At 64.7% G+C, this 12083-nt stretch carries 8 protein-coding genes; 5 read left to right on the top strand and 3 right to left on the bottom strand.

All coding sequences use genetic code 11. The annotated features are described in order from the left end of the window. The 4 genes from WCB02_RS27870 to WCB02_RS27855 all read left to right on the top strand — a co-directional run. Positions 1 to 1134 (top strand): caspase family protein (locus tag WCB02_RS27870; protein WP_423962976.1); only part of this gene is annotated, 1134 nt, incomplete at its 5' end. A 183-nt stretch (positions 1135 to 1317) separates the two neighbouring features. Further along, complete coding sequence (locus WCB02_RS27865) at positions 1318 to 1983, top strand: OmpA family protein (protein ID WP_423962975.1); 666 nt, start codon at positions 1318 to 1320, stop codon at positions 1981 to 1983. Positions 1984 to 2143: 160 nt separating this feature from the next. Beyond that, positions 2144 to 3070 carry an efflux RND transporter periplasmic adaptor subunit gene (locus WCB02_RS27860; protein ID WP_423962974.1) on the top strand — a complete coding sequence of 309 codons (927 nt, stop codon included), beginning with the start codon at positions 2144 to 2146 and terminating at the stop codon, positions 3068 to 3070. Next, positions 3070 to 6219 (top strand): efflux RND transporter permease subunit, encoded by a 3150-nt coding sequence (locus WCB02_RS27855; protein ID WP_423962973.1) that lies wholly within the window; start codon positions 3070 to 3072, stop codon positions 6217 to 6219. The genes WCB02_RS27860 and WCB02_RS27855 overlap by 1 nt, the downstream gene beginning before the upstream one ends. A gap of 10 nt (positions 6220 to 6229) precedes the next feature. On the opposite strand, the gene WCB02_RS27850 is transcribed toward WCB02_RS27855, so the two are convergent. The 3 genes from WCB02_RS27850 to WCB02_RS27840 all read right to left on the bottom strand — a co-directional run bounded on the left by WCB02_RS27850 (position 6230) and on the right by WCB02_RS27840 (position 9974). Further along, positions 6230 to 7108: a DNA-methyltransferase gene (locus tag WCB02_RS27850; protein WP_423962972.1), complete on the bottom strand. Its 879-nt coding sequence runs from the start codon at positions 7106 to 7108 to the stop codon at positions 6230 to 6232. A 176-nt stretch (positions 7109 to 7284) separates the two neighbouring features. Next, complete coding sequence (locus WCB02_RS27845; RefSeq protein ID WP_423962971.1) at positions 7285 to 8967, bottom strand: glycosyltransferase family 39 protein; 1683 nt, start codon at positions 8965 to 8967, stop codon at positions 7285 to 7287. A gap of 332 nt (positions 8968 to 9299) precedes the next feature. Further along, complete coding sequence (locus WCB02_RS27840) at positions 9300 to 9974, bottom strand: Crp/Fnr family transcriptional regulator (RefSeq protein WP_423962970.1); 675 nt, start codon at positions 9972 to 9974, stop codon at positions 9300 to 9302. A 210-nt stretch (positions 9975 to 10184) separates the two neighbouring features. Between WCB02_RS27840 and WCB02_RS27835 the strand changes: the two genes are divergently transcribed. Then, the coding region (locus WCB02_RS27835; RefSeq protein WP_423962969.1) for an AsmA family protein at positions 10185 to 12083 on the top strand (1899 nt) is incomplete at its 3' end.

Genomic DNA, 12083 nt, shown 5'->3' with positions numbered 1-12083 from the left:
ATCCAGGCCAACCGTCAGACCTACATGATTCCGATCGACGCGCAGATCTGGACGGAGTCCGATGTACGCAAGGACGGCCTCAGCCTGGAGACCGTGTTGGGCGAAATCAACAACCGCGGCGCCGGGGTGAAGATCGCCCTGATCGATGCTTCCCGCCGCAATCCGTTCGAACGCCGGTTCCGCAGCTTCTCGGCCGGGCTGTCGCCGGTGATCGCGCCGAACGGTACGTTGGTGATGTATTCGGCGGCGCTGTCATCGGTGATATCAGACAATGGCGGCGATCACAGCCTGTTCGTGCAGGAGCTGCTGAAGGAGATCCGCGTTCCCGACCTGATGGCCGAGGAGACGCTCAATCGCACCCGCGTCGGGGTCACGCGCGCCTCGCGCGGCGAACAGGTGCCGTGGATTTCGTCCTCGCTCGCCGAGGACTTCTCCTTCATTCCGGGCGCGGGAGGCGGCCGTCCGCCGACCGCGATAGCGTCGCTGCCAGCCCCTCCTCCACCCCCGCCGCCAGCGATCACGCCGTCCTCCACGCCAACGCCGCTGGCCAGCATATTGCCGCCGCCTCCGCCGCCACCCCCGGTGGAGGTGCCGGTGAACCCACCGCCGGAGCAGCCAGACGTGAAGCTTGCGCTCGCCGACGATCCCACGATCAAGAGCCTGACCGACAAACTGGCAAGCAATCCCGACGACGCCAACGCGCTGTACCGGCGCGGACAGGTCTATGCCACCAAGGGGGCGTATAGCCTGGCGATCAAGGATTTCGACGACACCATCAGGCTGAACCCCAAGGACGTCGAGGCGCTCAACAACCGTTGCTGGACGCGGGCCGTCGTCGGCGACCTGCAGTCGGCCCTGAAGGATTGCAACGAAGCGCTTCGGCTCCGGCCGAACTTCGTCGATGCGCTCGACAGCCGGGGCCTCGTGAACCTGAAGGCCGGGATGACGAAGAACGCCATGACCGATTTTGACGCGGCGCTCAAGATCAACCCACGGCTGACCTCATCGCTTTACGGGCGCGGTCTTGCCAAGCAACGGAATGGCTCGATTTCCGAAGGCCAATTGGATATAGCCAATGCCAAGGCCATGGATCCGAATATCATTCAGGAATTCGAGAGTTACGGGGTCCGTTGAGAATTTTTTGGAGGGAAGGGCGGACGCCTTCGAACCCGTGGGCAGGCGCTGGAGACAGAGATATTCAGGGACGGATGAATAAAAAGACTTGCGCATTAAGGTCTTGCGGCCGCGCCGTATTTTAACGCGGCCTGGTGGGCGTTCATTTGAAGTCGCGCGGGCTGCGCGCAGGAGGGACTGGCAATGACTATTTCCGGAAAGAGCATTCTCACCGCGATCCTGTCGATCGCGACCATTGGGGCCGGACTTTTTTCATGGGCGGGAGCGGCACAGGCGGGCGATACCAACGTCACCGAAGATCAGATCGTGCGCGCGCTCGCGTCGCCGAAGAAGCCGCTGACCAGGGGCCTGTCGATCGGGCCGCAGGAAGCGGCCGATCCGGTGGCAGCCGCGGCAGAGACCAAGGTCATCACCTCCGTCCGCGGCCGGACCACCCGCTCGCTGTCCAGTACCGAACGCGAGGAAATCGCGACCATCGCCCAGAACAAGCCGAACATCGATCTCGAAATCACCTTCGAATACAATTCCGCGGACATCAGCCAGAAATCGCTGCCGTCGGTTCAGGCGCTCGGCCGCGCGCTGACCAACGCTGAGCTGAAAGGCTCGACCTTCATCGTTGCCGGTCACACCGACGCCGCCGGCGGCGACGGCTACAATCAGGAGCTGTCCGAGCGGCGCGCCGACTCGATCAAGCGCTACCTGATGGACAATTACCACATCGCTGCGGCCGACCTCGTGACCGTCGGATACGGCAAGAGCAAGCTGAAGGACCCAAGCCAGCCTTTGGCGGAAGTCAATCGCCGGGTGCAGGTCGTGAACATGGAAAACAAGACCACAGCGTCGAAGTAACCGGTCAAGCAAGCGCGTGCTGCGGTTCACGGTTCGACGGAGAGTTCCAGGGAGAAATGCGTCGCGCGGTTACCGCGGGACGCACGTTTGTGTTTGGCCAGGGTGCGCCGCAACCGCCGCATCGCGGCCACCCCCGACGATCCAGTGAGTTGACCCGCCGATGCCGCTTTCCGAAAACCTCAAGCGCGTGCTCGGCGTGGTGTTCTTTGCGGTTCTCGCCGGGGGCTATTACTGGTACGAGCATCGCCCGGAGCCTGAGGAAAAGGACACGCCGGTCCAGGCGCTCGTCGTCGTCACGAAATCCATCAACGCCTGCTTCTCCGATCTGGTTCGCGTCACCGGACATATCGTGCCGCGCCGTGAGGCGGTGGCCGGCGTTGACCAGGAAGGCTCCAAGGTTACCGACCTGTTCGTGCACGAAGGCGACACGGTCACCGACAATCAGGAGCTGGCACGGCTGACCGCGCCGCCGCAGCAGCCCGGCGCGCCGCAGCAACAGGCCAGGACTGGCCCGGTGTCGCTGCGCGCGCCGGCCGCCGGCCTCGTCACCGAGGTCAGGACGATCGTCGGCGCCCCGGCCTCACCGCAGGCGGGTCCGATGTTCCGGATTGCCGTCAACAACGAGGTCGAGCTGGACGCCGAAGTGCCGAGCGTCCATCTGCCGAAACTCAATCCGGGTGTCACCGCGCGCATCTCGCGCGACAACGCGCCCGACCTGATCGGACGCGTCAGGCTGGTCTCGCCGGAGATCGATCGCTCCACGCAGCTCGGCCATGTGCGGATTTCGCTGACCAACAATCCCACGCTGAAGATCGGCATGTTCGCCCGCGCCGATATCGACGCCAAGCGCAGCTGCGGCGTCGCCATTCCGCAGACCGCCATCGATCATCTCACCGTGCAGGTGGTTAAGGGCAACACGGTCGAGACGCGCAAGGTCAGAATCGGGCTGGTGTCGGATAATTCCACTGAAATCCTTGAAGGTCTCGATGTCGGCGAAATCGTCGTGGCCGACGCCGGCAGCTCGCTGCACGACGGCGATCGGGTCACGACCATGTTCGCCGACGAACTCGATCGACGGGAGCGCTGATGGCACTCAATATCTCGGCATGGTCGATCCGGAACCCGCTTCCATCCGTCGTCTTCTCGATCATCCTTTTGATCCTGGGTTGGATCAGCTTCACCAAGCTGGCGGTAACCCGGCTGCCATCGGCCGACATCCCCGTGATCTCGGTGGCCGTCTCGCAATTCGGCGCCGCTCCGGCCGAATTGGAGTCACAGGTCACCAAGACCATCGAGGACGGCGTATCGGGCGTCGAGGGCGTTCGGCACATTTCATCGTCGATCACCGACGGGCTGTCACTGACCACGATCCAGTTCGCGCTCGAGACCAACACCGACCGCGCGCTCAACGACGTCAAAGACGCCGTCACCCGCGTGCGCTCCAACCTGCCGCAGAACGTCACCGAGCCGCTGATCCAGCGGGTCGACGTGATCGGCCTGCCGATCGTCACTTATGCCGCGATCTCGCCCGGCAAGACGCCCGAGCAATTGTCCTACTTCGTCGACGACGTGGTCAAGCGCGCGCTGCAGGGCGTGCGCGGCGTCGCCCAGGTCGAGCGCATCGGCGGTGTCGAGCGCGAGATCCTGGTCTCGCTCGATCCGGACCGGCTGCAGGCCGCAGGCCTGACCGCCGTCAATGTCAGCCAGAGCCTGCGCGGCACCAATGTCGATCTCGCCGGCGGCCGGGCCGAAATCGGCAAGAACGACCAGGCCATCCGCACGCTGGCCAGCGCCAAGACGCTGAACGATCTCGCCGGCACCATGATCCCGCTGTTCGGCGGCGGCGAGGTGCGGCTCGACGACCTGGGCACCGTCACCGACACCATTGCCGACCGCCGGACCTTCGCCCGCTTCAACGGAGAGCCGGTGGTGGCGCTTGGCATCAAGCGCTCCAAGGGCGCCAGCGACGTGGTGGTCGCTGCCGCGGTCCAGAAGCGCATCGACGCGCTGAAGGTCGCCTATCCCGACGTCGACCTGAAGCTGATCGACACCTCGGTGAAATTCACCAACGGCAATTACGAGGCCGCGATTTCGACCTTGTTCGAAGGCGCCATCCTCGCCGTCGTCATCGTCTTGTTGTTCCTGCGCGACATCCGCGCCACGCTGATCGCCGCGATCTCATTGCCGCTGTCGATCTTCCCGGCGTTCTGGGCAATGGACCTGCTGGGCTTCTCGCTGAACCTGGTCTCCTTTCTCGCGATCACGCTGTCGACGGGCATTCTGGTCGACGACGCCATCGTTGAGATCGAGAACATCGTCCGCCACATGCGGATGGGCAAATCGCCCTATCGCGCGGCGCTGGAGGCGGCCGACGAGATCGGGCTCGCCGTGATCGCGATCAGTCTCACCATCATCGCGATCTTCGCGCCCGCGAGCTTCATGTCGGGTATCGCCGGACAGTTCTTCAAGCAGTTCGGCATCACGGTTTCGGTGCAGGTGTTCTTCTCGCTGCTTGCGGCGCGCTTCGTCACACCGATGCTAGCGGCCTATTTCCTCAAGCATCACGCCCATGACGACCCGCCGCCCGGCCGCATCCTGAACACCTACCACAAGGTCGTCACCTGGTCGGTGAAGCATCACCTCATCACCGTGCTGATCGGGTTCGGCGTCTTCGCGGCCTCGATCTGGAGCATCACGCTGCTGCCGCAGGGCTTCCTGCCGGCGCAGGACACCGCGCGCTCGCTGCTGGCGATGGAGCTGCCGCCGGGGTCAGAGCTCTCCTACACCGAGAAGGTGACCGAGGACATCGTCGCACGCCTGCGCAAGCACCCCGAGGTCAGGAGTGTGTTCGTCGACGGCGGCCGGGTTCCGCCGGGGATACAGGAAGTGCGCCGCGCCGCGCTGATCATCAACTACTCGCCGAAGGGCAGCCGCAGCATCACCCAGCGTGAGCTTGAGCTCGAAATCTCCCGGGAGCTCGAAAACGTCCCCGACATCCGCTTCTGGTTCCTCGACGAGAACGGCCTGCGCGCGATCTCGCTGGTCGTCACCGGTATCGACAGCAACATCGTCAACAACGTCGCCGAGGAGCTGGCGACGCAGATGAAGCGGATTCCGATCATTTCCGACGTGATCTCGGAAACCGCGCTGGAACGGCCCGAGCTTCGCATCCTGCCGCGAGCCGACCTGGCGGCGCGGCTCGGCGTCTCCACCGAAAGCCTGTCGCAGACCGTCCGCGTCGCTACCATCGGCGACGTCGGCCCCGCGCTCGCCAAGTTCGACGCCGGCGACCGGCTGGTGCCGATCCGCGTCCAGCTCGAGGATTCCGCTCGCGCCGATCTGCGCACGCTGGACCAGCTCAGGGTGCCGCTTGGCGAGCACGGCGAGAAGGGCGGCGTGCCGCTTTCGGTGGTCGCCGACATCAAGCTCGATCAGGGCCCGACCAGCATCAATCGCTATGATCGCGAACGGCAGGCAACCGTGGCGGCCGACCTCGTCGGCTCCGCTGCGCTCGGTGACGCCACCAAGAAGATCAACGACCTGCCGGTCATGAAGAGCCTGCCGAAGGGCGTCAAGGTGAGCCCCTCGGGCGACGCCGAAAGCCTCAACGAATTGTCCGACGGCTTTGCCACCGCGATCACCGGCGGCCTGATGATGGTCTATGCGGTGCTGGTGTTGTTGTTCGGCACCTTCCTGCAGCCGATCACCATCCTGTTCTCGCTACCGCTCTCGATCGGCGGCGCGATCGTCGCCCTGCTGTTGACCGGCAAACAACTCACCACGCCGGTCTGGATCGGCATCCTGATGCTGATGGGCATCGTGACCAAGAACGCCATCATGCTGGTGGAATTCGCGATCGAATCGGTCCGAGCCGGCAGGCCACGCCACGAGGCCATCATCGACGCCGGCATGAAGCGCGCCCGTCCGATCGTCATGACGACCATCGCAATGGCGGCCGGCATGATGCCGAGCGCGCTGGCGGTCGGCGCCGGCGGCGAGTTCCGCTCGCCGATGGCGTTGGCTGTGATCGGCGGCCTGGTATTTTCTACCGTGCTGTCGCTGGTATTCGTGCCGGCGATGTTCATGATGATGGACGATGTCGGCTCGCTGTTCTGGCGTTTCGGCCGCAAGCTCGTGGTACCCTCCGACGACGCCGATCAGGATGCGACGGGCGATCATACCAAGCCGCCGGTCCATGCACCGCCGGCGCAAATGCCGCCCGCCGCAGCGGAATGAGAGGCGGAAACTAGCCACGCAACGCAGGATGGGCCGACCAGTCCTGATCCTCGATCAAGAGATAATCCGCCGGCGACAGTCCGCGGCCGTCGATCTGGTCGAGATGACGCCTGAGGTAGCTAGGGAAAATCGGATCCAGATCCGCCGAGATGGAATGCCGGCGGGTCTCGATCGCGACGCGGCTGGTGACGCCACTGCCGGCAAAGACATCCAGCACCGTCGATTCCGGAAAGGACAGCGCGCGCACGATGCGTTCGATCAATTGCTTCGGCTTCTGCGTCGGATGCCCGACGCGCTCCTTCGAATTGCCATTGAGCCGAGGAATCTTCCAGACATTGGTGGGATTGATGCCCTTGTCGAGATTGTCCGCGTTGAGCCGCTTGTCGCGCTTGTAGGTCGCGAGCGTGCGCGGATCGAGCTTGGTCCGCACCGCGTCGAGGTCGAAATAGTATTTCGGGGTCCTGGCGAACCAGGCGATCTCCTCATGCCGGTTGGCGAAGAAGCGTTGCGCGCCCATGCCATTCGGATAATTCCAGATGATCAGATTGGCGAGCAGCATCCGGCTGTGCTGCCGCATCCAGCCGAGCAGGCTGAGCAGGTCGCCGGAGCCCACCTCGCCTTGATACTGCAGGCCGCCGAAGATCACGAGATTGCCGGTCGGCCTCAGCACGCGCTCGGCCTCGCGCAGCCATTGGCCGGCCCAGTCGACATAGTGCGCGAGATCGTCCCAGGCGGCGACATTGATGTTGTAGGGTGGATCGCAGATCACGAGCTGGATCGAGGCCGAGGGGATGCGGCGCAGCGTCTCCAGGCAGTCGCCGACCGCGATGATGTGCGAGGTGGGCGCCGAACTCGGCGCGGCAATGGCGCGGGCGGAAGAATGGGACAATCCGTTCTTCCGCAACCGGTTCATGCCGATATGACCGGCGTTGCGGTGTGACCTGTTCGACATCTTGTCCGAAGCGAAGCGCCGCCGCACTCTATTGGTGGCGCCACCGCGGTCAACTGATCGGCGCAAGATAGCGGTGCACGACGCGGAAAGGGCTTGTTCCGCCGTGCGACCTTCTAATCCCATCGCGGGCGGACGCCCCGCGCCCCATTGGCGTCTTCCGCGATGCCGGGCTGGCTCGCGATGCCGGGCTGGCTCGGCGCCGGCCGGATCGACCTGTCGACCGACGGAGGCGGCACAATGAAGGCCACAAAGCGCTGGCTGGCGCCGGGCAGTCCCCACAGCGTCGATTGCACGGCGAATTCGGATCGGACGAACCGCGAGGCGCGCGCCGCGACATTTTCGGTCGAGTTCACGCAATCCTTGTCCTCGATATAGCACAGCGCCACGAAGCCATGCTCGAAGGTGGCTTCCGCCGGCAGCTCCAGGGTATGCGGATGGACCAGGCGCTCGTCGAAGATGGGATGGTCCGGGCTGTAGAAGGCCAGTGCGAACGCCAGGCCTTCGTCGCCGCCGGCCGCCGGAAGCGGCTCGTCGGACTGGGCATGCCACTGCCCAGTCAATTCGGTTGCGGCGAGCTGGTAGAAATTGCGTCCCTCGTGCAGCGGATAGTAGTTCCGATATAGCGCATGCGCCGGCGCCGCCACGAAGACCGCGAGCAAGGCCATCACGAAGGCCGCGGCCGCCACGTTGACCGAGTGGAAGCGCGGGATCGGAAAATTCATGCTGCAGACGATCAGGATGACGAACAGGAACAGCCCCTGCAGCGCCCAGAGCAGCGGCATGTCGGTGCCGAACACGATGGCGGTGAGCGCCGGAAATATGACGGTCCCGATGCTGATATATAGCAGCAGCAACAGGCCGGGCTGCATCGCGCGCGGATTGATCGCCCGGATCGTCGCGCGCCGCGCCTTGAGGCGGTCGCCCGCGATCGCGGCGCAGATCGCAGCCGGTACGGCGACCACCAGCGCGATACCCACCACGAACTGCAGCGCCTCCCAGAGCGAGGGGTCGAGCGCCTTGCCGGCGTGCCGGTCCAGGGCGTAGGCAAACGGCTTCGCGCCCGTCGTCGCCAGCCAGACCATGTGCGGCAGCAGCGCGGCAAAACCGGTGGCGGCGGAAACCCACGGCGTCCACGAGGCGAAATAGGTCCGGCGTTGCGGATGGCAGAGCGCGGCGACAGCGAAGCTGACGATCAGGAACACCGAATAATATTTGCCCAGCATCGCCAGTGCCGCGGTCGCGCCGGCGGCGACCGCCCAGCCGAAGGCCCCGCTTTCGAACGAGCGCAGGAAGCAGTAGGTGGCCAACGGCCAGGTCGGCAGCAGCACCGTGTTGGCATTGAATCGCTGGGCGTGAAACTGGTAGATCGGCAGCAGCATCAGCAGCAGCAGCACCAGCGCACGCTTGTCGCCCTTCACAAAATGCCGCGTGATCAGGTCGACCATCCACAGCGCGAAGGCCGAATTGACCATGGCCATCAGCGCGAACGACCAGTTGGTCAGCGGGAACACGGTCGTCCATGACCGTGCGACCCATCCCATCAGCGGCGGATGTTTTGAGTAGCCCCACGCGAAGCTGCGCCCCAGCGACCATGTTTCCAGCACGTCCTGATGCAGATCGCCGTCCGCATAGGCGATGCACAGGAACGCCACCCACACCGCGACGAAGCCGATCAGCAGCAGCGGAATCGTCCAGCCTGTCTCCACGCCGTCCAGCACCCGTTCAAACGGCTTGCGCCAACATTCGGACGAGCTTTCCGCGCGTCGCACCATGACCGGGTACGCAAGTGACACCATGGATACACAAACTCGCTGTTGGCGGCAGGCAGACGAGTCCCCTCCTGCGCCCGCATGGCGAGCGAGGTGACGGCGCGTCACAACTGCCGGACATCTTGTTCATGCACATTAAAAAACGTTCATGTCCCAAATCTCGAAAAACGATGTCGCAAATGGGAAGATTTTAGAAGCGTTCCAGCCCGATAAAAGGCGCCATCCCGATGGCGCAGAAAAGACGATTTCCCCGCTCGTTCCGCCCGTTACGCCTCCAGATTCTGCCCGTTCGATGCGCATCGGAGGGCGGCGAGCACGGCGGGCGCGACAATGCGCCGCGTCCTGGGCCCGCCCCTCGGCTACTCGTTGCGCGCGATTTCGGTCAGCCGCGCCATATTCTGCAGCAGAATGCGGCCGCGCTGCAGGTCCAGAACACCGTCCTTGCGCCATGCCTGCAGCTGACGGTTGACGCTTTCGCGCGCGGCGCCGACGAAGATCCCGAGCTGCTCCTGCGAGATATGGACTTCGGAGCCGAAATCCGCGCCCAGTGCGCACAGCCGCCGCGCCAACCGCACCGCCAACGGCTGCAGCATCGATTCTTCCATCCGCTCACTCTGCCAACGGATGCGCTGGCACAACAGCATGATGATCTTGATCGCGACCTTCGGCTCGCGTTCGAGGAAGCCGAGAAAATCCTCCCGCCGCAGCACGAACAGTTCGCTCGGCTCGCCCGCGGTTGCATCCGCGGTACGGCTCTGGCCGTCGAGCACCGCGACCTCGCCGAACAGATCGCCCGGCCCCATGAAATTCAGTGTCAGCCGGCTGCCATCTGCGGTGCCGGTCTCGATCCGGATCTGGCCGCGGCGGACCCCGAACAATGCGTCGCCGGCATCGCCCTTCTGAAACAGCATCTCGCCGGTTGCCAGATGCACGGTGTGACAAAGATTTGAGAGCCGCTGCAGTTCGTCGGCGCCCAGATCCGCGAACATCGGATTCATCTTCAAGATGACCGCAAATTCGGCCTGTTTGCTCATTGCAATACCTTCAAATGTCAAATGGCCCAGGAAAAAACCGCCGAAGACCGCGTGGCAACAAGTGTGTCATAAGTCACATAACTTTACAGGTCTCCCAATTATTTTCGAGCCCTTTGAGTGACGTCCCGCTTCCGGGATAAGCTCGATCCACCGGTTCGGCGGCCAGCCTGCGCGCGCCGGACATGATGCCGTTGGCCCGGGAACGTCGACATGAAGTTGGTAAAACTCGTCAGCGCCGCTGTCGCGGCCATCATCGTCCTCCTCGCGCTCGTGATGATCGTGGGCGTGCCGTCGGGCTTGCTGACATCGGCGATCCAGGACCGGGTCGAGCGCGAGACCGGCTACCATCTGGCGATCGCCGGCACCACCAGGCTCAGCCTGTGGCCGAGCCTCAACGTAACCTTGAGCGACATCACGCTGCAGGACCCGAAGGACCGCGACACCACCGACCGCGTCACCATCGCCAGCCTGCAGGCCGGCATGACCCTGTCGAGCGCGTGGTCGGGCCATCCTGAGATCAGCGAACTCGTCATCGACAAGCCGGTGCTGTACGTGCCGCTGCTGCGCGAACGCAACCGCGCCGTCGTGCCGCCGGCCAAGACGGCCGCCCACACCAATGCGAGCGATACGGTGACGATCGACCGCATCAGGGTGACCAATGGCAGCATCGTGTTCTCCAATCCGCGCGACCGGGTTGAGAACCGGATCGAGGCCGTCAATGCGGACGCGGTGATCGGCGCCGATCGCGAGGTCCGCCTCACCGGCACCGCGCGCGCCGGCGGCGATCCGCTCACATTCGAGATCAAGACCACCGCGCCGGCCGCCGAGCGCAAGACCGTGCCGGTCGAGCTCACGCTGGAAGCCCCCGGACTGTTGCGCTCGCCGCTGACCGGCACCGCCGAGGTGCGGATGAACGGCTCGGTGGTGATGATCAACGGCGTCTCCGGCCGGCTCGACAATGGCGCCTTCACCGGCTGGGCCTCGGTCGATCTGGTCAGCAAGCCGCTGGTCAAGGTCGATCTCGACCTGCAGCATCTCGCCGTCGCCATGGCCAAAAACCCGACCGGCGCGACCAGTTCGGGTGCGCAGCCTTCGGGTTCGCAGCCTTCGGGTTCTCAGTCTTCGGGCTCGCAGCCTTGGAGCAACGCGCCGCTCAACCTCACCGGGCTGAACTATGTCGACGCCCAGGTCCGGCTGTCGGCAGCCCAGCTCGAGATCGCGGACGCGCATTTCGCAGCCGCCGAGATCGACGCCACGCTCGCCGCCGGCGTGCTGAAGGCCGCGGTCTCCAATCTCGGGGCCTATGGCGGCCAGGCCAGCGGCGAGCTCATCGTCGATGCCTCCAGCGGCATCCCGAGCTATGCGATGCATTGCGACCTGGTCGGCATCCGCGCGCTGCCGCTGCTGCAAAGTCTTGCGGAATTCGACAAGATCGACGGCAAGATGCAGGCCAAGATCGCGGCCAAGTCGCAAGGCGCGAGCCAGCGCGCCATCATGTCGAGCCTCGCCGGCACCGCCTTCATCAATTTCCAGGACGGCGCCATCAAGGGCGTCAATGTCGCCCAGATGATCCGCTCGCTGACCTCGAGCCCGCTGTCGGGCTGGCAGCAGCAGCCGGACCAGGCCACCGACCTGTCGCAGCTGTCGGCCTCGTTCCGGATCGACCGCGGCCAGGCCACCACCACCGACCTCAACCTGATCGGCCCGCTGGTCAAGGTGACCGGGACCGGCACCATCGACCTCGGCACCAAGATGCTCGGTTTTCGGGTCGAGCCCAAGCTGGTGATGACGACCGAAGGCCAGGGCCGGACTTCCGATCCGATCGGCTTCGGCATTCCCGTGATGATCGACGGCTCCTGGTCGGAGCCGCGCATCTATCCCGACATGGCCGGCGTGCTGGACAATCCGGATGCGGCCTACGCAAAATTGCGCGAGATGGGCAAGGGCCTCTTCGGCGCCAATGGCGGCGGCCTCGGCGATCTCTTGGGCGGCCTTGGCAGGTTGGCCGGCAGCCAGTCCGGCACCGGCGGTGCCAGCGGCGATAGCGGGAGCGGCGGCGTGCTGGGTGGCAATCTGGGCGCAGCGCTTGGCGGCCTCATCCAGCAGGGC

The organism is Bradyrhizobium sp., assembly GCF_049581145.1.
Taxonomy (GTDB): Bacteria; Pseudomonadota; Alphaproteobacteria; order Rhizobiales; family Xanthobacteraceae; genus Bradyrhizobium.
This window is presented reverse-complemented; position numbering and strand designations above follow the sequence as displayed.

Bases quoted from the DNA above. Each gene is read 5' to 3' on its own strand.
- WCB02_RS27865 (WP_423962975.1), top strand. From the start codon at position 1,318: ATGACTATTTCCGGAAAGAGCATTCTCACCGCGATCCTGTCGATCGCG.
- WCB02_RS27860 (WP_423962974.1), top strand. From the start codon at position 2,144: ATGCCGCTTTCCGAAAACCTCAAGCGCGTGCTCGGCGTGGTGTTCTTT.
- WCB02_RS27855 (WP_423962973.1), top strand. From the start codon at position 3,070: ATGGCACTCAATATCTCGGCATGGTCGATCCGGAACCCGCTTCCATCC.
- WCB02_RS27845 (WP_423962971.1), bottom strand. From the start codon at position 8,967: ATGGTGTCACTTGCGTACCCGGTCATGGTGCGACGCGCGGAAAGCTCG.
- WCB02_RS27840 (WP_423962970.1), bottom strand. From the start codon at position 9,974: ATGAGCAAACAGGCCGAATTTGCGGTCATCTTGAAGATGAATCCGATG.